This is a genomic window from Oceanobacillus senegalensis (assembly GCF_900176885.1).
Taxonomy (GTDB): Bacteria; Bacillota; Bacilli; order Bacillales; family Amphibacillaceae; genus Oceanobacillus; species Oceanobacillus senegalensis.
In genome coordinates, this window is sequence record NZ_LT839648.1 from 2,095,480 (window position 1) to 2,118,517 (window position 23,038).

Annotated in this window: 19 protein-coding genes and 2 riboswitches; of the genes, 5 read left to right on the forward strand and 14 right to left on the reverse strand. The window is 35.7% G+C overall.

The features are described from left to right. Nucleotides 1-343: 343 nt before the first annotated feature. Together CAO17_RS10195 and CAO17_RS10200 are read right to left on the reverse strand one after the other, a co-directional pair. Nucleotides 344-3,070, reverse strand: coding sequence for a GTP-binding protein (locus CAO17_RS10195; RefSeq protein WP_085992659.1), 2,727 nt, complete (start codon nt 3,068-3,070; stop codon nt 344-346). Between the two features lie 259 nt (nt 3,071-3,329). Further along, nucleotides 3,330-6,539, reverse strand: a complete 3,210-nt coding sequence (locus tag CAO17_RS10200; RefSeq protein WP_085992660.1) for a DEAD/DEAH box helicase — start codon at nt 6,537-6,539, stop codon at nt 3,330-3,332. Nucleotides 6,540-6,726: 187 nt separating this feature from the next. Here CAO17_RS10200 and CAO17_RS10205 point away from each other — a divergent pair, with 187 nt between their 5' ends. Further along, nucleotides 6,727-6,999: a DUF1292 domain-containing protein gene (locus tag CAO17_RS10205; protein WP_085992661.1), complete on the forward strand. Its 273-nt coding sequence runs from the start codon at nt 6,727-6,729 to the stop codon at nt 6,997-6,999. Nucleotides 7,000-7,067: 68 nt separating this feature from the next. Then, a complete protein-coding gene (locus CAO17_RS21045; protein WP_179151930.1) occupies nt 7,068-7,220 on the forward strand; it encodes a hypothetical protein in 153 nt (50 codons plus the stop codon). A 61-nt stretch (nt 7,221-7,281) separates the two neighbouring features. Here CAO17_RS21045 and CAO17_RS21890 read toward each other — a convergent pair whose 3' ends face one another. Continuing rightward, nucleotides 7,282-7,413 (reverse strand): hypothetical protein, encoded by a 132-nt coding sequence (locus CAO17_RS21890; RefSeq protein WP_281252933.1) that lies wholly within the window; start codon nt 7,411-7,413, stop codon nt 7,282-7,284. 202 nt (nt 7,414-7,615) lie between these two features. Here CAO17_RS21890 and panC point away from each other — a divergent pair, with 202 nt between their 5' ends. After that, complete coding sequence (gene panC / locus CAO17_RS10210; protein WP_085992662.1) at nt 7,616-8,494, forward strand: pantoate--beta-alanine ligase; 879 nt, start codon at nt 7,616-7,618, stop codon at nt 8,492-8,494. An 87-nt stretch (nt 8,495-8,581) separates the two neighbouring features. On the opposite strand, the gene CAO17_RS10215 is transcribed toward panC, so the two are convergent. From CAO17_RS10215 to CAO17_RS10260, 10 genes are all read right to left on the reverse strand, one after another. Continuing rightward, nucleotides 8,582-9,163, reverse strand: a complete 582-nt coding sequence (locus CAO17_RS10215; RefSeq protein ID WP_085992663.1) for a DNA-3-methyladenine glycosylase I — start codon at nt 9,161-9,163, stop codon at nt 8,582-8,584. A gap of 218 nt (nt 9,164-9,381) precedes the next feature. Further along, nucleotides 9,382-11,763 (reverse strand): polyprenyl synthetase family protein, encoded by a 2,382-nt coding sequence (locus CAO17_RS10220; protein ID WP_085992664.1) that lies wholly within the window; start codon nt 11,761-11,763, stop codon nt 9,382-9,384. Between the two features lie 234 nt (nt 11,764-11,997). Further along, on the reverse strand, nt 11,998-12,543 hold the full coding sequence (locus tag CAO17_RS10225; RefSeq protein ID WP_085992665.1) for a cob(I)yrinic acid a,c-diamide adenosyltransferase: 546 nt from the start codon (nt 12,541-12,543) through the stop codon (nt 11,998-12,000). Nucleotides 12,544-12,650: 107 nt separating this feature from the next. After that, nucleotides 12,651-14,036, reverse strand: a complete 1,386-nt coding sequence (locus CAO17_RS10230; RefSeq protein WP_179151931.1) for a cobyrinic acid a,c-diamide synthase CobB — start codon at nt 14,034-14,036, stop codon at nt 12,651-12,653. Between the two features lie 20 nt (nt 14,037-14,056). Continuing rightward, nucleotides 14,057-15,529 (reverse strand): adenosylcobinamide amidohydrolase, encoded by a 1,473-nt coding sequence (locus CAO17_RS10235; protein ID WP_085992667.1) that lies wholly within the window; start codon nt 15,527-15,529, stop codon nt 14,057-14,059. A 4-nt stretch (nt 15,530-15,533) separates the two neighbouring features. Continuing rightward, the gene (locus tag CAO17_RS10240) at nt 15,534-16,598 is read right to left on the reverse strand and encodes a FecCD family ABC transporter permease (protein WP_085992668.1); all 1,065 of its coding nucleotides are present in this window, start codon (nt 16,596-16,598) and stop codon (nt 15,534-15,536) included. Continuing rightward, complete coding sequence (locus CAO17_RS10245; protein WP_085992669.1) at nt 16,561-17,568, reverse strand: ABC transporter substrate-binding protein; 1,008 nt, start codon at nt 17,566-17,568, stop codon at nt 16,561-16,563. The genes CAO17_RS10240 and CAO17_RS10245 overlap by 38 nt, the downstream gene beginning before the upstream one ends. A gap of 170 nt (nt 17,569-17,738) precedes the next feature. After that, a riboswitch (cobalamin riboswitch) is annotated at nt 17,739-17,941 on the reverse strand. Between the two features lie 197 nt (nt 17,942-18,138). Next, nucleotides 18,139-18,921 carry a FixH family protein gene (locus CAO17_RS10250; protein ID WP_085992670.1) on the reverse strand — a complete coding sequence of 261 codons (783 nt, stop codon included), beginning with the start codon at nt 18,919-18,921 and terminating at the stop codon, nt 18,139-18,141. Nucleotides 18,922-19,194: 273 nt separating this feature from the next. After that, nucleotides 19,195-19,335, reverse strand: coding sequence for a YpzI family protein (locus CAO17_RS10255; RefSeq protein WP_085992671.1), 141 nt, complete (start codon nt 19,333-19,335; stop codon nt 19,195-19,197). A gap of 77 nt (nt 19,336-19,412) precedes the next feature. Continuing rightward, nucleotides 19,413-19,832 (reverse strand): hypothetical protein, encoded by a 420-nt coding sequence (locus tag CAO17_RS10260; protein ID WP_085992672.1) that lies wholly within the window; start codon nt 19,830-19,832, stop codon nt 19,413-19,415. Between the two features lie 192 nt (nt 19,833-20,024). Here CAO17_RS10260 and CAO17_RS10265 point away from each other — a divergent pair, with 192 nt between their 5' ends. Then, nucleotides 20,025-20,645: a DUF3298 and DUF4163 domain-containing protein gene (locus CAO17_RS10265; RefSeq protein ID WP_085992673.1), complete on the forward strand. Its 621-nt coding sequence runs from the start codon at nt 20,025-20,027 to the stop codon at nt 20,643-20,645. Between the two features lie 170 nt (nt 20,646-20,815). On the opposite strand, the gene CAO17_RS10270 is transcribed toward CAO17_RS10265, so the two are convergent. Then, nucleotides 20,816-21,577, reverse strand: coding sequence for a sporulation protein (locus CAO17_RS10270; protein WP_085992674.1), 762 nt, complete (start codon nt 21,575-21,577; stop codon nt 20,816-20,818). Between the two features lie 317 nt (nt 21,578-21,894). Next, a riboswitch (glycine riboswitch) is annotated at nt 21,895-22,004 on the forward strand. A gap of 243 nt (nt 22,005-22,247) precedes the next feature. On the opposite strand from CAO17_RS10270, the gene CAO17_RS10275 reads away from it, so the two are divergent. Beyond that, on the forward strand, nt 22,248-22,865 hold the full coding sequence (locus CAO17_RS10275; RefSeq protein ID WP_085992675.1) for a trimeric intracellular cation channel family protein: 618 nt from the start codon (nt 22,248-22,250) through the stop codon (nt 22,863-22,865). Nucleotides 22,866-23,038: the final 173 nt, after the last annotated feature.

A 23,038-nucleotide genomic window follows, 5' to 3' on the forward strand; every position in this document is an offset into this window, starting at 1 on the left:
TAACAAACTCATCGTAACATGGTAGTCCCCTATTTGTGGTTACAGCTTGTTTAAAAGAGAGTAACAGGAATTACAAATTCATGGACAATATTACAAATGAAATAAAAGTAGATTAATAAGTTCTATTTCTATTATCCCTGCATATAATATATAAGGGGGAATATGTCCTTTTAAATCTATAGATATTTTGCTTTGAGATTGTCAGGAAGGCCTTGGTTATTATTGGAATTAACCAGTTTTGAAAAAGAAATATCTAAGTAATTTACATAAGAACATTAGCTGATTTAACGAAAAAATGACTAGCAATTATACCAATTGCTAGCCATTTTGCCCTGTACATATATCAATGAAATTCATAAATTTGTTCATCAGCTTTATACATTTTCTTCAATTGTTTTAATTTTACTTCAAATAGAGTAAGTGGGTCTTGATATACTTCAGGGTTCTCCCTCATGTTACTTAGTGTTTCTTTCAGTTCATCTCTTTGTACGTTTGTTTCTTCAATTGTTTCCTTTAATGCTGCTAATGGATGGACAAAAAACATGTGAATATCCCTTTCTAGCGTTTTCTCAAACAACTCAAATTGTTGCATAAACTCTTCTGTAATGGATTCAGCAGTTTTACTGTAATCTTTTCCTTCAATAAATTGTTTGTATTTATCTAGAATCTTTCCATTATGCTGAGTAAAAGCACTAAAGAGTTTCCCTGCACTCTTATAGAACAATGCCGGAAAAGTAGTACTAGTTAAAATATTGACCTTTTTCATTTCAATATTTCCACTTGTCATACGATCCATATCTCGAGCCCAATCCCCTAATACCTTAAAGTCACAATCAAGATTCAATTTTTCTTCCTTGTAAAGTTGATTAAATCCATCACACAATTCATTTAAAAAATCCTGACTATCGTTAAATATAGCCTCACATTCAGTAACCCATCCTTGAACAGATTTCCTAAAGTTCGGTAGGATATTCCTATCAATATAGTTCATAACCCTATGATTCATTTCATCATTTAATTTCTCATGTATATTCTCCTGAAATTCCTTTTCATCCAAGAGATCAGCACAGTCCCTTATCAACTCTGGAATCTTGATAATCAGCTCTTCTTTTAGACCTTCTTTGATATTATTATAGGTTTGTTTTATAGTTTGAATGTTTTCTACTTGTCTGTCAGCCACTTGATTCAGTGCCCCTTCGAGCTTGGTTGCCATTTCACCATTCCAAGTAATATCATCTGTTAATGAACTTTCTAATTCCAAGCGTTTTTCCATGAGAAGTTTGATTGACCTATCAATAAAATGCAAAATTCTTTGCGTTCGTTGTTCCTCTAGTTTACAGTTATCGCGCATGGTCCGTACAAAGGAAAATATGGCTTGAAGCTCTCTTTCTTCATTCCTTTTATCAGTAAAGGTTAGTACCATTGCCTCAGGGAACAAGTCGTTAATTTGTGAAGTAATCCTTTCTACTATTCCCCCTCTATCTTCAGACTTACCGGATTTTTTCAAAAGAAAATGAATCGATGAATCTGGTGCTTGGTCTTTCATTTGAACAGCCATTTCTAAATCTTTTTCAACCAATGGTGAATCCATATTTAGTACAAATAAAATACTATCGGCAAAATTTAGATACTGATAAACTTCCTTTCTAATTTTTCTCTGATCAGCAAGTCCCGGTGTTTCAATCCAAGATATTTTATTTTCCCTAAAAAATGAAATGGGTGTCTCATAATCAATAATGGTCTGCGGTTGATACATAACCTCTCTAACTGTTTCCTTTGCTATATTGTTAACATGATCATCTGTAATCATCCGTACCGTAGATTCATTAGCATCCTTAAAGTGAAGGGCTGCTGATGTGTCATCCTTCACTAATTCTTCTCCTATTAATCGATTAATAACATCTATTTTTTCGGTTCCAGCTGGACCAACCGCAACGATATGATAATGATTTATACCCAACAGTTCATGGACCATCCAATCCAACCGTTCACCTAAAGAAATGCCCTTTTCCTGTGCCCATTTTGCAATATCCTTAAACAAACCAATTGCTTCTTCCATCCCATCGACATGCTTTTTAGAGTGAGCTACAATCCTTTTAGCTTCACTTAGAATATCATCCGAGATACCTGACGGGAATGTATCATTCCATGCAAGGACAGAGGCTGCAGAGACTAAGGAATCCTTAACAGTAGAAATTCGAATCCAATTTGTTAAATGTTTTGGCATTAAACCTGTCAATTCCCATATAAGTTTTTGACCATCAAGTAGTTCCAAAAATGTCTCCTTATATAGTTCAGAAAGTTCTTCCCAAATATAGGTATTGTTTTGTTCGAGATCTATTAACAAATAATTGATTTCTTCTAACCATGTAAAATATAAATCTGTTTGTTTGTAGCTTTCCCATAAGGTGACAGTTAGCCTCTCAAATGTTTCTAGATTAATAGAATGTAAAGTAACGAGAACCTTGTTAAAATACGAAGGTTCCAATGTGGATGTAAGTCCATTATCGGCATAGGATTCCAGTATTTCAAACCAAGTTATATCCTTTGTTCGAATTGCCTCACCTACTGCTAAATGGATTGCATTTGCCCAGTCCTGTTGATCCTCATAAAAGGTTCTCGCTATTTCCGTTACTTGAGGATAGTTTGGTTCTAATTGAACAATCTCCTTAATAGATTCCAGTGCCATCTCCAAATTACCACGTTGTATGTAAAGTGAAAATAACTGTAGAAGTATTTCCATTCTTAGTATCGTAGAATCTGTTTCTATTCCTGTATAATAATCCTCTGCAATAGCAAGCAAATCTAACTTAAGATGAGCATCCGCTATGTTTTTCTCTGCCCATGGTTTTAACTCATTGGTTACTTGTTCCCATTTAAAAATAGCTGCTTCAAAGTCATTATGGTGAAAATATATCTCCCCTTGAGCAAAACGAATATTAGATGAGTCGTTAACTTCCTTCTTCCGTTCATCCATAAACTGTTCACCTAATACTTTCAATGGCTTCATTTCATCTTCTATTAATGTCCTATAAAAAGATTTATTGATTAGGTCTTTCTCTGATGACATCTTCATCCCCCATTCCCTATATGATTTAAATCCATTTTTGTCGACATTCCATACTATATCATTCGTAGGTATATGCAAACTTATGATGGTATTATTAGAAAAACTCACATTCTCTCGCTCTCTAGTGAAGCAACTCCATGGATTACTACCTAAAGACCTTTTTTTATATTTGGCACGTTAAAATTTTATGCTGCCTGATGTGTAATAATACACAATCAAATAATCATTTTTTATGACAAACTAGGCATTCTTTGTAATACTACAAATGCAATAATTCCCTTATATCTTCTTCTGTTAGCATTTCATCGCCATTATCATTTGCATTCACCACTTCTTCAATTAAATGACGTTTTTTCTTTTGTAATTCTATCATCTTTTCTTCAATCGTTCCTTTTGCCACAAGTTTGATAACCTTGACACTTTTCTTTTGGCCTATACGGTGTGCTCGATCTGCTGCTTGTTCCTCTACAGCAGGATTCCACCAGCTGTCATAAAAAATAACTGTATCCGCTCCAGTTAAATTTAGGCCTGTACCACCTGCTTTTAAAGAGATTAGAAAAACATTACGTTGTCCTTTGTTAAAGCAATTACATTGTTTAAGCCTTTCTTCTGAAGGTGTTTCCCCATCCAAGTAAAAATAGGCTGTTCCTTGATAAGCAAGTTCTTTCCCAACCAACCGAAGCATACTTGTAAATTGAGAGAAAATGAGCACCCTTCTTCCAGAGTCTTTCGCATCGCGAAGAATTTCCATCAGCATTTTTAATTTAGCAGAATTTCCTTTATAACCATCCACAAACAATACTGGATGACAACAAATTTGTCGCAGTCTCGTTAAGCCTGCTAGAATCCTAATTTTATTTTTTCGAAATGTATCTTTATCAAGATGCTTCAACGAATCCTCTTTCAATTTAGCCAAATAACTTCCATACAGCTTCTTTTGCTCTGGGAATAGTTCAACAACTTCAGTATCCTCTACTTTTTCTGGGAGCTCGTGTAACACATCCTCTTTTACTCTCCTTAACATAAAGGGACGAATCCTTCTTGAAATTTGTTTTCTCGTTAATTCGCTATACTCCTTTAACCCCAGGAACAACTCCGGAAATACAACATGAAAAATGGCCCAAAGCTCTTCTAAAGAATTTTCCATAGGTGTACCCGTTAAAGCAAAGCGATGGTTGGCATTTAGCTCTTTGACGGAACGAAATGTTTGTGTTAATGGATTTTTAAATACCTGTGCTTCATCAAAAAATACAGTATGAAATGGTTGTTTTTCATACCAGGTAATGTCATTTCGCAATAACGGATAGCTAGTAATTAGTACGTCTAAATCTTCTACTTTTTTTTGCAGTCTTTGCCTATCTTCTCGTTTACCATCAATCACAACAGCATTGATATCTGGTGCGAATTTCATCAATTCACTCATCCAATTATAGGTAACGGATGAAGGACAAACGATAAGGACCGGCAATTTCTGCTTACGGATGGCGGACAATTCCATTAAAATATATGCGATACTTTGAATGGTTTTACCAAGCCCCATATCATCAGCTAATACGCCACCAAATCCAAAACTAGCAATTGTCTTCATCCATCTAACCCCAAGTTTTTGATAATCATGTAACGTGTTTTCTAATTCATTGGGTACGTTAAATTCATTTGGATTCGGACTTCGTATCTCTTCTAAAAATTGATGAAAAGATTCCTCTAGGTAAAATGTGTCCTCGTTCCCTACTGAATCTAGTAAGCGAAGGCCTTGGACAACGGGCATATCTACGCCTTTTTCTAACTCATTAGCTTGAATAGGCGTAGCATGCAAAAATCGCTGAATTTCTTCAAATTCTTTTTTTTCCAAAGATAATAATGCCCCATCCTTTAAACGATAATATTTCCGTTTTTCTTCCAAAGCCTCTAACACTTCTTTAATCTCTCTTTGCGGGATTCCGTCCATATCAAAGGTAAATTCCAGCCAATTTGTTCGTTCCTTTCGATGCTTCACCTTTATTTTTGGCATGGTATTTTTACGAAAAATCCTTGTTCTTACTGCTGATGTAGCGTAAACCTGTACTAGCTTTTGAAGTTTTGGAAGAATGTGATACAAGAAAGTATATTCCAACTCTTCGTTGTGAAGAAAATAACCACTTTCCGTTGTATTAAATTGACTCTCCTTTATAAGGGCAAGAATCTCATCTTCCTTTTCTGTATCCCTAATAACCATGGATCCGACCTGTATTTTCCGTTTATCTAATGGATTTATAATAACCTGATCATATTGAAATTCTAGTCCTACTAGGAGACGGTTCTTTACCCTATCCAAATATAGATTAGCCTTTAGTGGTGTCTTCACCACTTTATCGGTCATTGTACTAGATAAGTGTACCTCCCCCATCTTTCTTAAAGAGGGTAATATTCTTTCCATATATAATTCCCATTGATGTTCTGGTATTGGTACTTGATTGGATTCAGATTTGCTGATAATTCGTTTAAGCTCAACAAGACGTTCTATGTTCTCTCTATTTAAAGTAACTACTTTTCCATCAAATAAAACCATATCGTATTCTTTCATTATTTTTATTTGATGCAACCCTTGAATACTTAACTGATAGCTGCTATTCTCAGATTCTTCAAATGTGAATATTAGTGGTAATGTTTCTTCAGATTCATGAAATCCAATGTAACTTTTCCCATCGTATTCAAGTGAAACCTGTGAAACCCTTTCTAATAAAGGATATAAATAATTCCATGATGAAGCTGGAATCTCTAATAACTCGCTACGTGTCTTTCGGTAACGGTCATTGGAAAGGGCTCTCCTATATAATTTTTCATCATCCATAATACGAATTAAACCTTGCACAATAGCATCTGTTTCTTTATCAAAACAATGTTTTTTGGGGTCATATACTATCCCATTTTCAAAGGCCTGCCGCTTTCCCTTTTTGACATGCTCCAAAAATTTACGTATATCTTTTAACCGATTGGACTCAATAGATATTTCCATTCCGAATAGATGAAAATCCTCTGTTACAGTTATAACCTTACAAAAAAAAGCTACCTCAAGAACGTTTCTATTTTCAAAATAACGTTGATGACTACTAATTGGTACAGATTTTTCTTGAAAAGCTTGCAACAAACCTTCTGAAAGTTCATTCGTTAAACTAGAACCCTCATTTAAGCTATCCTTTTTTTTCGTATCCTGCTTCTTCTCGTGATAAAGTTTTATAAGTACTGCTGCAATGTGTTGACAATCCATATCAAAAGAAGAAAGGGACGGACAGCTACAACTTGTGCGTAGACCCCCAACACTGTCCTCTTCTATGTGAACATGAAAATCCTCACGCCCTTTAACAGTAGCCTCTACCAGGGATGAGGTCGAACTAATAATTTCTACTTTACCACTTCGACAAAACGCGTCCCCTCTCTTGAAAGAGACGACACCACATCTTTCTTTTATATCATTTAAACTCCATTTCATCTCTCATGCTCCTTTGGGGCTGGTTCTTCTACACACAAATATATCTTATCTTTTAAATTATCATGAACTGCAAGATGAAGCTAGCTTTGAATATGATTCCAAATTCCCATTAGGGTAGGAAGTATGATTTCCACTTTTTTAGAAATCATATGGAATATAATCCTATACAAAGGAGGAGCGATTTCAAGTGGACGAAATTAAGGTTGGCGAAATATTTCAAATTAGTGATGAAACAGAAGGAGAACACGCGGTTGAAGTACTAGCAAAGGTTACCTTAGAAGGCGCAGACTATATAGCAGTTAGCTTTTTAGATGATATTAAGGAAGAGACAGAAGAAGACATTGATATCTTTTTTCTTAAGATTGATGAAGAAGGTGACCTATCAGCTATTGAATCTGATGATGAATTTGAGAAGGTTTCCAATGCTTTTGATGCCATATTGGACGACGAAGAGGAATAGAATTGCCTTTTTAAGATAAAAATCGAAAGGAAAGTGAAAAAATTAAGTAATGAAAAGGAGAATAAACATTGAAAAAAGGAAGTTTTACAAACAAGCAAACGAAAAAGCATCCTAAAACCAAGTCCTATCAGGAAATGAATGATGAAATTTCCACTAATCCTGACTTAAAACAAACCCAACCAACCTATGATCCCAAAGACTTTGAGGAAATAGAGTATTAATCAAATGGAAGACCATCTCTTGTATGTAACCCATACAGGAGATGGCCTTGTTAAAAATCTGTTATTGCATTTTAACCGGCGTGCACACAGCATATATACTATCTGATGCATCTGACATATTGACTTCAATAACTTTGTAGCCCCCATCCTTTACGACGTCATTGTTTTGTAAAATGATTGGATTATCTCTCATTATCTTTCTTCCTTCCATACAATTTTTTCACACGGAATCAGTATATGCCAGAATCAAAAAATAGTGCACCTATTTTTTCCACACCCATGTTATCCCCAAAATTTCCCATTGAATTAGATATAATATTTTTCATTGAATTATATAAAGTGAGATGTTATTATCATGCTAATCATCATAATTTTTAGAAAAGTGGGGATATAAAATGAAGATAATACATACAGTACATGAAATGCAAAAAATTAGTTTAGAGATTAATAGCCAACAAAGACAAATTGGGTTTGTGCCTACAATGGGTTATTTCCATGGTGGACATCTTCAATTGATGAAAGAAGCAAGAAAGGAAAACGAAATTGTTGTTACTAGTATTTTTGTCAACCCTTTACAGTTTGGGCCAAATGAAGATTATGAGAAATATCCGAGAGATGTAAAAAAAGACATCTCAGATGCAGAAAAAGCTGGTGTCGATATTTTATTTGTTCCGGATGCAAAGGAAATGTACCCGAATTTAATGAAAATTCAAATGAAAATAAAGGATCGTACCGATGTTTTATGTGGACGTTCTAGACCAGGACACTTCGATGGGGTTATCACGGTATTAACAAAATTATTTCATATCGTCTCCCCTCATAGGGCCTATTTCGGTCTAAAGGATGCCCAACAATTATCTGTAGTTGATGCATTGATTCGTGACTTAAATTTCCCAATAAAGCTAATGGGGGTACCTACAGTAAGAGAAGAAGATGGGTTGGCAAAAAGCAGTCGAAATGTTTTTTTAACGGAAAAAGAACGTAATGAAGCAACCTGGCTATATAAAGCCCTTAAAGAAGGGCAACAGTTAATCAATAAGGGAGAAAATAATCCCGAAAAGATTGTTCATAGAGTATTAGATATTCTGGAAAACAATACATCAGGAAAGATAGATTATGTTGAACTGCTAAGCTATCCAGAATTAAAGCCCCTATCTATTATTGATCAACAAGTAATTATTGCAGTAGCTGTCCACTTTGAACATGCTAGATTGATTGATAATTTAATAGTGGACAAGGATGGAGTGGATAATAACTTAGCTTTATTAGAATGAAAGTATTTATAAAGAGGATTTAGAGTTAAATGGGAAGGGGATAAGTAGTCATCCCCTCTTACCATTTTCTTTATTTTTCTCTATTTACTATTGCTCTTCTTTCTTTAAGTGAGAGGGATGACAAAAACAATCTAATGTATGATCATTAACCATTCCCACAGCCTCCATAAAGGAGTAGCAAATCGTACTGCCAACAAATTTAAAACCATCTTTTTTCAGTTGCTTACTCATCTTATCGCTAGTTTCTGTAGTAGTGGGAACATCTTCAAATGACTTCCATGCATTCACAATAGGTTGTCCATCTACAAACTTCCAAATATAGTCTGAAAACGATCCATGTTGCTCTTGAATTCGTAAAAAGGCTTGCGCATTAGAAACAACGCTATTTATTTTTAACTTATTTCGAACAATGCCTTTATTTTCCAAGAGAGATTGAATTTTTTCATCCGTATAATGTATGATTTTTTCCGCTTCAAAATGGTCAAAAGCCTTTCTATAATTTTCTCGTTTTTGTAATATTGTCCACCAACTCAGTCCAGCTTGAGCTCCTTCTAGACATAACATTTCAAATAATAGCCTATCATCATATACAGGAATACCCCACTCTTTATCATGATATGCCACATATAGTGGCTCTCTATTCATTGCCCATTTACATCGTTGAACCATCTTTGACCTACCTTCCTATAAAGTGAATCTTCAATCAGCAGCATTTTCTCTTATTCCCCACAGATTTGAAGGAACAAAGTTTAAGAACGCACACCATGTGGCAATCCCTTTATGTTGAAAGATAGTTTGTCTCAGCCTCTCTTACAACCAGTTAATCACGTGATAAAATATGGTATGAGGAATCCAAAAATAGAATTTGGGATTGCCAAATTCATTTTCTAATAATCCCGATTCATCATATAATTTAAAAATTGTTGAAGAAATGTAGTGACTCCTGGAATATCATCTAGTACTTCCATGCCTTTACAATAATGTTCCCACATAGCCTTTTTTGCACCTTCTAATCCCAAAACAGTGACAAATGTTGTGTTATTGTTTTCTCTATCCTTATTAGGAACTTTTCCAAGGACATGAAGTTTTCCTTCTACATCTAATATGTCATCTTTGATTTGAAAAGTAATACCTGCATGCTTTGCAAACTTTTTAAGTGCGTTTCTTTCTTTTTCATCTGCACCTGCAAGAATAGCGGGCATCATAAGGGAAGCTTCAAATCCAATAGCTGTTTTATAATAGCACATTGTATTCAATTCCTCTAAAGTCAGAATTTTCCCTTTAGACTCCAAATCAATTACCTGTCCTTTACACATATCTGCTGTTGCACGGGCTGAGTAGTGCACTAATTGTAATACCTTTTCTGATTCAAATGCGTTTAATGAGGCCTGTTCCTCCACGGCTTTCTGCGTCAAGAAAAGAGCAGTGAGTTCCGCCGTAGCAATATTATAAAACTGATGAACAGTAGGCCGTCCCCTTCTTAATGATGCATCATCTTGGGATGGCAAATCATCATAAATAAGGGACGCAGTATGCATATACTCGAGTGACTTAAGAAGAGGCATTATAGCGGATGTTTCTAATCCATATTTATTCTTAGCCATAAACCAAGCCATGACAGGTCTTAATCTCTTCCCTTCATTCTTTAAACTAAAATTTGCTGCATTATTTAACGTATCTTTATTTAATGTCGTTTTTTCAGAAAAAGGAATCGGTAAATCATCATTGATTTGCTTCCTTACAGCCCTTACTGTATCAACAAATTTGTCTCGTTCCGCTCCATCTTTCCTTAATGTATGAATAATATGATCCCGTAATAATTTATCAAAAAAATCAACATCTACTGCTTTGTGTACCAATTGTTGTATTAATTGATGAAAACGTGGATTTTCACTCGCAAAGATTGCCATTACTCTTTTATAAGCTTCTTTCCCCATACGCTCCTTCAATCGCTTTTGGCCGTTTATAGCACGAGATAAGATAACTTCTGAAGCCTTTTTATCAGAATGATAAACATGATGAATTAAGTTGTATACAACTACCCAATATAATTCATAAGGATTGATTAAATCAGTCCTGCTATCATGGTATTTTAGATAGTACGTATAAGGTGTTACCCTACCGCCCTCTAAATCTTCATACATGTCCGTGAAATCATCCGCCAGCTGATTATATATCCCAAAGTAAAAGGTACGGTTGTCAAATCCTTCATCCTCTGGTGCATGGATTAAGGAGCGAACGATTAACCGAGATGAAGCTGATTTAATAATAACTGGAATATAAAGCTCCTCTTCGGAGTATGTGCTGTTATTTAAACTTTTGTCGCGGTCCATTTCTTGTGACTTAAAAAATACAAAAGATTGGTCAAGAAAAGATTTCCATCTTTCCTGCTGTTGACAGGATTTTATATAAATAAAGGCTTCCCTAAGTTCGGCGTGAACAAATTGAATAAAAGACTGATTAGGTCCCGCCCACTCCCCTAGCTCTGGAACAGAACCGGTAGTAAGAGTGGTACGAATTAAATCGGAATATCTTTTTTCCTCGGTAGAAGATAGGATATTAGAGTCAAGAAGATCATCTACAAAAGGATAGGTTAAACCGTAGCAATAGCCAAGCCTGATCGCTTCATCCAATTTCCGACTCCGCTCCGATAAAGGCAAATTATCCTCCATCTCTTCCATTGCATTCATGACAACTCCAGCAATAATTTTTATCAATTTTCTATGAGCTTCCTCTGCATCCATCCCTTGAGGAATACTAGAAATTGCAGTTTTTAATTTATCCACTAGCCAAATCATAGTGGCTTCAACACCATTTTTCTCTGCTAAACGATATAAACTAGCCATACTGAATGTTTCCTGCTTTCTATCCTTGGAAGAAACTTCTAGCACCTGTTTTTTTAATCGATTTACCGATTGATGAATCAGTTCTTGTGTATCTTTCGCATCGATTGTTTTCCCTAAATCGCGCATAAAAATATACGTGATGCTTCGATCCAAGTAACGATCTAATTTCCCTTTATAATCTAACCACTCTATATAAGTAAGATACTCTAACGACTTTGCTTGATTTTTTTCTTTTGTGAAAAAGGAAAATAGCTTTGAACGTTGAATATGATTTCTTTTCCATGAATGAAAGTCACTGATTAATTGATCGATATATTTTTTCTTATGAAATTGTAAGGAAAGGGAATGAAAATAATCAGCCGCTCTCCGTTCTGCCTGCTGATACGTTAACTCACTGTTTTGCAATACCTTCTCCATGTTCATGTACATTCCCTCCATAGGGTTCTTATATGGGAGCGTCGGTACGGTACTATGTTAACCACGTTAACCCACAAGAGACAATTCAATATTTCTATACGTAATTACATATTAACAATAAAAAGCAATTCCTTTAACTACTAATTTACGATTGTGAATGAAAAAGGATTCACTGTTTTTGAAATAAGCAGGAAAAAAGACGGTTCTCACACGACAAAAGTCGTATGAGGTACCGTCTAATTACAGCTCAATCCCCTTAACAGCGGGAATCCCTTCATCATAGTAATGTTTTTCAACATCAACAACTGAAACTAAATCAGCTGCTTCTTTTATTACTTGTTTCGCATCCCTTCCTGTAATAACAAGATGAACATGTTCTGGTTTATTTTCAATCATATCCACTACTTCATGTAACGGTAATACATCATCAATAGGAAAACGATCAATCGCTAAAGCATTGTTTAATTCATCTAAAATCACCATATCATATTCTCCACTCATAACTGTTTCGCGAGCAATCGGCCAGGCTTTTTTTAATGCTTCTCGGTGCTCTTCTGGTGTTTTCAACCATGTAAAACCGGTTCCTAATTGAATCATATCAACACCAAGCTTTTCTAATGAAGATTTTTCACCATAAGAGCGTTCAGGTGATTTTATAAACTGAAGCATTTTCACCTTAAATCCTCTTCCAACAGCACGCACTGCTAACCCAACCGCAGCAGTAGTTTTTCCCTTTCCATTTCCAGTATAAACCAATGTTAATCCATTTCTATTATTCTTTCCCATAAACCATTTACCTCCTATTTATTTTCTTAGTGGAACAAAACTTTGTAGTAACCGCTAATGTTTCTTGAGCAATTACGACAATTTTATGTATGATGAGGAAAGTTTTTTCAGAAATCATTCCCCGCTTTCTTAACCTCTATACATTTTTCAATCCAATTCCCTACCATTGTTGGACATGACGCAAAATGAATATGTGTATATCCAGCCACTACATTGTGGATTAAGTATCCTTCCTTTTGCTTACCTCTTATCCCTTTTGTCTCATATGCGTACGGAATATTTTCTTTATTTGTTTGGAAGGTGGAATAATGAAATACATGCCCCCTTGCCACAAGACCTTTAAGAAAAAAATTACCATCTTCTCCACTAATCTCTCGATAGCCTAATGCTACTAATTGAGATTCCATCTTTATTTCCAAAGGTATTATTCCTATCATTTCATGTTTTAAGTTATCCGTTGTTTCAATGGATTCAGTTAAATACATGAATCCACCACATTCCGCAATAGTTGGTAATCCATTTTCAATAGCCCTTTTCAAAGATTCCTTTGTTATGTGGTTTACAGCAAGTTTCTGTGCAAACTCTTCCGGAAATCCACCACCTAAATAAATTCCATCTACATCATCCGGTATAACCTCATTTTCCAACGGGGAAAAATAACTTATTTCCACACCATTGGTCTCTAATAATTCTATGTTTTCTGGATAATAGAAATGAAAGGCCGCATCTTTTGCCACCGCAATCTTCACCGTTGTTTCTTTCCTTTTGTCAAATAGAGATGGTCCATTTATGCCCTCTAAGGGCTCTGCTACTGACAATTCAAGAAGTTTGTCCATATCAATCGTTTCCAATACGAAATCTCCTAATCTATCAAAAAGGGAATCAAGCTCTCCTCTTTCAATAGAAGGAACGAGCCCAAGATGTCTCTCTGGAATTTCCACGTCCTGCTCCCGCTTCAAATAGCCTATTACTGGGATACCACATTCTTTCTCTATTGCTATCTTTACTAATTGAAAATGACCTTCACTTCCTACTTTATTGGCGATGACACCTACAATATTCGCTCCATCCGATAGTGATTGAAACCCTTTAACAATTGCAGCAGCACTGCGGGCCATGGCAGAACAATTCACCACAAGTAGTACTGGACTTTTTGTTAACATGCTAATTTCTGCTGTAGAACCTTCATCCGTTTCAGGACGTTTTCCATCGAAATAGCCCATTACACCTTCAATGATGGAAACATCCGCCCCCATACTTCCATGTTTAAACACATCTAGCAAACTATCATCTGATAACATCCAACTGTCTAAATTACGAGAAACTCGGCCCGTTACAGCCGTATGGTAAGTTGGATCAATATAATCAGGACCGCATTTAAACCCCTGTACATTAAGTCCACGTTTTTTTAGTGCAGACATGATTCCAAGTGTTAGAGTTGTTTTACCGACACCACTACCAGTACCTGCAATCACCAGCCGTCTATCTGTCAAAACGTTCCCCCCCATAATTGTTATTTATACTGGTTCCTTTTTAAATATTTTTTTACTGCTTTCTTTGTTGCATCATATACTAATTGTCCAATTGCTTTTCCCACTGTTGTTCCCGATCCAGCATATAATGTTATATCTCCTTGCTGTGTAAGAGCCAAAAGTAAGGCATCTGTTGAAGTACCTGTTGCAATTGTATTAGATTCTGGATCTCTAATGTCAAGATCCTGCAATGCTTTTACTTTTGCCTCCGTCGCAGACATGTATCCATTTACAAGTGCCCCATCTGTAAAACGAGCATCGATAAACACCATCGTATTAATCGTACCAATTTGACTATTTTGATTTGCCTTATACTTAGACGAAATATCAACCGCATTGCCAACACCAGCTGTTACGATGACCATCATTTTCACACCTTCAACTTCCTTCGTCTCCATGACCATATCTTCCAGGCTCGCAGCGGTCATCATTCCAACTGCCTGATGATGTGGAATATGGTAAGTATCCATCATCTCCCGCAAATCCTTTTTAGGCGTGGAGCTATTATAATGCTTTTCGACATGAAAATTACAAAAATGCCTTAACCACTGAATTCCCTCTCCAATAACCCCGTTGGATATGGTTTTCAATGCCTGATTAAATTTCACATGAATAAACGTACTATTTTTTTCTACTTTAAAAGAGTTACCAAAATCCATATGATGATCACTTGTTATATGTCGTGGTGTCATAAGAATCTGTGGTTTTGACACATCAGGATGTGATTGTGTTTTCACTTCAACTTCATAGACTTTTCTTAATAGTTCCTCATTCCGTAATGAGTCTACATTCCCTACACCTACTAATTTTCCTTTTTCCAATATGGCAATACGATCTGCATAAAGGGAAGCTACATTTAAATCATGTAATATGGCAAAAACGGTTAACCCCATTTTTCTTTGCTGTTCCTTTAATAAATCAAGCATTTCAAATGTATGCTTAATATCTAAATGATTGGTAGGTTCATCTAACAGTAGGATTTCCGGTTCCTGCGCCAAAGCTTTTGCCAGTAAAACACGCTGTTTTTCCCCTCCACTTATCAATCGGAACTGGGTATGTCGATACTGACTTACCATCATCCTATCCATAACATCCTCTATAATTCTCCAATCTGTTTTTGACAATTGTTTGAGAATTCCTTTTTGATGTGGATAGCGTCCAAGACTAATAATTTCCTCAACCGTATAATCAAAAGCTACTTGGATTTCCTGTGTGAGAACGGACACTCTTCTTGCTTTTTCAAGTTTTGATAGCTTCGTAATCTGAGTCCCTGCTAGGGAAATATCTCCTTTTTGAATTGGCAACTGTCCTGTAATTAATTTAAATAATGTTGTCTTACCACTTCCATTTGGTCCAAGTAGTACAAAAAACTCACCCTTGTCTACTTTCAGATTAAGGTTATCAATAATGGGGGTGTTTTTATATCCACCTACTACATTTTCAATGTTAATCATTAACCTACCCCCTTTGAGTAATTCTTTCTCTTATCAGTAATAGAGCAAATATTGGCGCACCAATAATACCTGTAACAACACCTATTGGAAGTTCACTCGGAGCAATAATCGTTCTGGAAAACAAATCCGCAACAATGAGGAAAGCCCCTCCAACAAGCATGGACAGTGGAAGAACATGTCGATGATTCGGGCCTGTTACTAAACGAACCAAATGAGGAATCACAAGTCCAACAAAACCAATTGTTCCTGAAACCGCAACAGCTGCTCCAGTTAATAATGAGGCACCAAATAATAGTAATAATTTTCCTCGTTTAACATTAACTCCAATATGGTCTGCTGCCTCTTCCCCTAATGCCAATGCATTTAATTCACGGTAGTGTGTAAAGAGAATCAACATTCCGATTAGCAAGAAAGGAGAAATTAACTGGACATGACTCCACCCTCTCATTCCTACACTTCCGTATAACCAATAAATAATTTGCGTCATGGAGTCCTTATCTCCTAAAGAGATAATTAACGATGTAAGTGCGCCGATAAACGCACTTATAATAATCCCTGCTAAAATAAATGTCTCAATAGCAAAACCTCTATTGCTTAATCGAACCAAACCGAATACAACAAGTAATGTAATCAAACCACTCCCAATAGCAACAATTGGAAGGGTAAAGCTTCCTAATCCCACAATGGATACTTGAAAAAATATAACGAACACCGCTCCCAAAGCTGCACCAGATGAAACACCAATGGTATATGGATCAGCTAACGGATTACGCAAAATCCCTTGAAAAGCAGCACCTGCTAATGCTAGGGATGCACCCACACAAAGAGCAAGTAAAACCCTTGGTAGGCGAATATTCCATATGATTAACTCTAGATTTTTGGGAACTTCCTCCATCCATCCAAGATGAAACGCATTTTCCATTACAATATGTAAAATAGTCGGGACGGGAATATCAACACTGCTCTCTAATAATCCAAGGAGAGCTGCACCAAGTACGAGCCCTCCACAAATTAGATATAACCATGTACTTTTATTCGCTAAATACTTCCGGATAAATGAGTTTCGCAAGTGTCTCCACCCCTTCAATTAAACGGGGACCTGGTCTTGTAACGGTATCATTATCAACGTCAAACACTTGTCCATTTTTCACAGCTGGAACTTCTGCCCATCCTTCACGTGAGGTCACTTCATTTTCCGGGTCGTCCATATAAAATCCATAGGTCGTAATAATAACGTCTGGTTCTAAGTTAACAATTTCCTCTTCTGTAAATTTCACCCATCCCTCTTCTTTTTCTGCAACATTAATAGCCTGAATGGATTCTAGCATTTCATGCATAAATGTGTTTTTACCTGTTGTAAAGATATCTAGAGCTGGTGAAACCTCTACCCATACACGCTTCTTATCCGTTATTTCTTCTTTTGCTTTTTCTTTAATAGCTTCATGGCGCTCTTTCATATCTGTAATAATTTCTTCAGCTTCTGCTTGTCTTCCGGTTGCAGTGGCAATCATCTTCATTCCTTCATAAGCATCACTAAAGGATGTTGCGCTTCCAGTAACAACCACTTCAATCCCCGCTTCTTCATATTGTTTTAATATATTAGCGTGATTATTATAATGATAATCTGTTACAAAAGCGACATCCGGTAAAAGCGTGAGTATAAGCTCAACATTCATATCTTGGGCTCCAACACTCTGGATTTCAAGAGCTTCCTCCGGATAATTATCATAATCGGAGCGACCAATAATTTTATCACCTACTCCTAATGCAAATAAAGTTTCGGTTGTACTAGCTTGAATGGAAACAATCGTTTCTGGTTCTTCTTCAATCGTTACCTCTCGACCAACAGCATCCGTAAAAGTAACTGGAAATAATTCTCCATTCCCTTTTTCTAATTCCTGATTATCTTTATCACTTTCTTCTGTTTCCTCAGGAGTTGACTGTTCCTGTTCTTGTGCACCACAACCAGTTATTATCATGATACCTAAGAAAAGAACAAGACCTAGCAGTCCCCACTTTTTAAGAATGTGGCTACTCATTTCTGTTCCCCCAATTATGTAATTTTAGCAATAAAAAAACGCCCTTCCCTTGGGGAAAAGCGTAAATGTATAAGGTACATTAGGAATCACATTTTAATGAGAGTTAATGTATGTATAAAACTCTCGAATGGATAAATAAGATGTACTTTAAACATTCCTTTCCTCGAGGAAGCTTAAAAACCAAATAGGCAGGTCTCCTGACTTACGAATCTATGGTTGGTTAACCCTTCCCATGTAAAAATACACAGTGGATATGTTAACTTCCCTCATCGCTTACAGTGGCGGGACCGTGTTGGATTTTCACCAACTTCCCTTTTCATCCTAAATGAATCGAACTAGAATCATTTAAGAAACCTATTTGTCCGGCTATTTTATTATGCTAATAATAATTATAATACAATTTTTAATCGTTGTGTAGACACTTTTGTCAAAATTTGTTAAATACTTTTTAAGTTCGTCGAAACTCAAAAAAGCTCACAATTTTCCCAATTTGGGGCAGTCAATCCTAGCAATAAAGGGCCTTGAATTTTTTACTAGACTAAGATTATCCCCTCAAGGTTAATAAAGATATTAGTTCATAACCTCAATCGGATATTCTTTATGCTCATGTAATCCCTCATCATTTTCAACATGAATGGTTATCGTGTACGTACCGGCTTCCTTAAAGGAATGCTGGCTATAGTATTCACCTAAATCCGATTCTTCCGTATCCACCCAAGCCACATTATCAGACTGCTCGTCATGAACGATTTCATATCGGACATTTGCATTAGTGAGGGGCTCCCCATTTATTTCCAAGTGTACTGTTAAATCAAGAGGTTCATCTACTTTAGTATTATCCGGTTCAATAAATTGAATTGCTACCCCATCATGATGTTCACCATGCTCGTGATCAGCTACTGGTTCACCACTTTCTTCTTTATGTCCATCTTCTTCGCCTGTTTGTTCAACATCACCAACTGCAATCGCTTTTTTAGGCATAGTATGTAAATCCCTTGCAGTTGTATGTGCATATATTTCATATACACCATTACTTTCAAATGTAATGCTAGCCGTGTATAGCCCATCCCCTTGATTTTCTGATTCAACCTTAACACTATTTTCTTCATCACCTTGTTTCCAGTACTCGAACACCACCTCATCGGCATCGTCTACCTTTTCATCACCATAGGTAACGATTGCTTTTAACTCGACAGTATCTCCTACATCTGCTTTTTCAGGTAATGGAAATTCAACTTCTAACGGTTTTACTTCAACCGATTCTTGCTCTGAACCATTATCAGTCCCATTGCCACAAGCTACCAAAAACATGAGGGCAAGTACAACTATGGTGAAGCCAAATATTTTTCTCATCTAGTTTCCACTCCAATCTTTTGATAAAGCTGTTTTTAACTGACTGTTGTTTGGATAATAAAATAAAGTCAAAAAGGAATAAAAGTATATAAGAATTGCCTTTAATTAGTAAATAAACCCTATCGTCCATACTATATCAATATTCTATACTTAACAACAGCTGAAATGTGAGCAATATGTGAAATATTAACAAGGTTAGTTGCATTTTTCTAAAGTTCTTTAACAAACAAAAAACCTTCCTCTTCAATTTAGAAAAGGAAGGTAATCTACTACCTATTTATGTCCATCGTTTAGTCTTCTTGCTTCTTCTGGACTAGACATTTTGGACGTTCCCTTATATCGCAAGCCCACGTCACGATCCGATTCTACACGTCCACTTTGTTTTAACTTTTTTTCTTGACGGTCTTTGCCCATATAATACACCTCCCACCATTAACATGGATGACACCTTTCCATTTATTCAGCTGTATTAAAATAAAGAACAGGAGTTTTTACTCTAATCCAGGTTGTCTATCTTTCCTCTCACTCAAAATATCCTGAATAATTTCTATGTGAAAAGCTGCCCATGCCTTTTCTCGAAAATGTAGATATACACTAATTATTAGCACCAATAAATAGAGAGCTGAAAATAGGATCCAATACATGTTCCATTTAAAAAGAAATTTTTCCAAATGACTAGAGAATAAAAATAGTAACCAAGGAATAGAAGAAACATATATAGGAATCATTCCCGATCCATTTTTTTCTTTAATCATTCGATAGTACACTAATTTTAATACGTCACTTTCCAATGTTTCATAATAGCTTTTAATTTCTGCTATCTCATGTAAATACTTTGAGTTTTTTAAATCTGAGTTTTTCTTTCTTAGATGAAGATAAATTTTATGGGCATCTCCACGAAAAGCTGGCATAAATCAACACCCTTTGTTAAGCATCCATACCACTGATTACAAAGTACTGTAAAAACTTCTTGAAAGGTTGCTCCCTATTATATTGCTTCGTATAAATATACTTATACGGACCGAATAGGAAATGTAACATATTAATCACTAGGCACGCTCACTAAAAAAAAAGAATACGATATGTTAAAAAGGATGATAAAAATGCCTATCGCATTACCTGTTACCATCTATTCTTATACGGTTACCGATGGTCCAAATAAAAAAATTATATATCCCCAAATCATTTATATGCAGAATGAAATATTCAAGCGGGAAATAAATCAGGCAATCGTTGAAAAAAACCAAGAATTAATTGATCAGCAAATTGATCAAATACCATCAAATGTTGAGGAAATGATTGGGACTTATGACATCAAAAATAATCAACGCCAGGTGTTAAGCTTTGCCTTTTCAAATTACACGTACTACCACCAAGCTGCTCATGGACTTACCATCATCAAATCGTTAACATTCGACCTCGAAAAGGAAAATACATGTGAGTTAAAGGACTTATTCAAGACTGATAGTGATTATATCCAAAAACTATCATCACTGATTGAGAAACAAATAAAACAACGAGATATTCCACTTATAAATGATTTCACTGGCATCACACCTAATCAGGATTTTTACATTGCAGATAAAACAATTGTTATCTATTTTCAGCTTTATGAACTAACACCATATGTGTTCGGATTCCCAATGTTTCCAATTTCCCTTTATGATATACAGGATATAATTAATGAAGATGGTCCATTAGGTAGGTTAATGACGAATAATTGAAACTACCTGAGACAAAAGTATTTTTGAATGCAAAATCCGAACATAATTAGTACGAAAAACCGCTCCGGAAATATATTTCGCTTTCCGAAGCGGTGGTAACACACTGATAATCTGTACAAGTTATTGCGCATCTAGCGGCAAGAAATTCAAAAACAGCCATAACAAATAATCTAGCAATAGCGACTAATCGTTTCTTTTAATTTTTCTGCTACATAAAAGGACCCACGTTTAATATCTGAATTTGACAACGTTACCTTGATAAAGCTTTCATCTATATCTAATGCTTCTGCAAATAACCCACCTATTCCTTTCGCACGTCGGTCAATTTGTAGAAGTATATCTATATAGCTTTCCTTGATAAAAAACATTGCCTCTAATTCATCTAAATCTCCACGGAAAGGACCACCAATTGGAATGAATTCAAATTCTTGTACATAACGATATCTTTTAGAGTATTCCATCTCCACTTTTCGTAAACGGAAACCTAAATCGTTTGTTAAAGCTTGTATTACTGTATTCATACCATGATGTGGCTTCACTTTCACCATATCTCTATCTTTTGGATCAATCGCATTGGGAACATCCAACCCTGTTTGAATCCATACTTTTGTTTTTCCTATGGTTGGAGGCGTATGTATAGGTAGTTGGAATTCAAAGTCAATCTCTTTATGTTCCCCTTCAGCAATCGTAAATGAATTTCCAACTACAAAGGATCCAAGGACAATTTTTTCATAATATTTACGATCATCTTTTTCTCTAACTGCCTCAGACATGACAAATAAATTAATTTTATCTATCTCCTGTTCCGTATTGCCTCCTTTTATAACTACCTTACCACGTACAGGTTCACCGGCAACTAAATAATCACTTTCTAACTGTGTATCAACACTTGCACTACCAATTCCAACACTTGCTAATATCTTCTTAAACATCATCTTCCCCCTCTTACATATCTTTATGATTACATACGCATTTAGTTTTAAAAGGTTCCATTTTAAAAATAAATCTTCTTTATAAATTATTATAAATCTTTTTTACTACTGTCCTTGCATATGGAAGTCTTGCCCCATTTTAAATGTCGTCCATTATTATACGGATAATCACTTAATTTCGTTTCAATTATTTTAACGTATCAATGAAATTCTATAGGGAACTCCTACTTTGCAATTACTATTTATAATTCGTTATTGACAGGTCAGGCTGTCATCACCTATTGTATATTTATGATAATGATATATAAACTGGTTGGAAGACTACTATGGGAGAGAATGTAAACTCTTTAGAGTTACATCACCGAAGGGGCAAATCTCTAGATTAAAAGGAGATGAATCTCTCAGGTAAAAGAACCATAGTAGGACACATCTCTGGAAAGCGCGCTTCATGCCACCCAAGGAGTAGATCCGTAAAAACTCTCAGGTACAAAGGACAGAGAAGAGGTAATTTATTAACCTTTTTCTGTCTTTTTTTATGCACCGGAAGGCTTTAACAATAGAGCAAAATGTGATTTGATTCAAAAAATATTTTGTTTAGCAAACTATCTTTCTCCAGTATTCAAAATAAATCAATATTAAATAGCTTAAAATGTTTTGGGGGTGCTGTGAATTGGTATGGGATGTTTTGAATGTAATTGGAACCATTGCTTTTGCCATGAGTGGTGCAATGATTGCGATGGAAGTTAAATACGATATTATCGGCACATATGTCTTAGGATTTATTACCGCATTTGGTGGTGGTGCCACCCGAAACTTACTAATTGGTCTTCCGATTTCAGATGTATGGCAACAAACAAACCTATTTATAATAGCTTTTATTACACTTACCATTTTAATGCTGTTACCAGAAAAAACGATTAACAGCATAAAAGAATGGAGTTTTTTCGACGCGGTTGGTTTATCAGCATTTGCAGTTCAGGGGGCAATGTATGCACATTCGATTGACCTACCCATTATTGCCATTATGTTTTCTGCCGCAGCAACCGGTGCTGGTGGAGGAATTGTACGTGATATTCTAGCACAACGTAAACCATTAGTCTTTCGTCAAGATATATACATCCTATGGGCATTGATAGCGGGTTTGGTTATTGGATTAGGCTGGGCTGTTCAACCTTATCAGCTATATGCATTGTTTTGCATCATCCTTATTTTACGGGTAATATCCCATCGTTTTAAATGGCGCATGCCATCATCGAGAACCGTAACCAAATTACAAGGAAATCAGTAAAGCACCCCATTCATGATGGGTGCTTTCTTCTGCATTCTCTTCTACAGTACCCCACACTACGTATCCAAGTATCAACCCTATTGCAAAAATCAACCCAAGCAAACTAATATATATAGAATACTTCAAAAAAATCACCTTTTTATTTTTATTATTTCTATAATTCCCGTATTTAG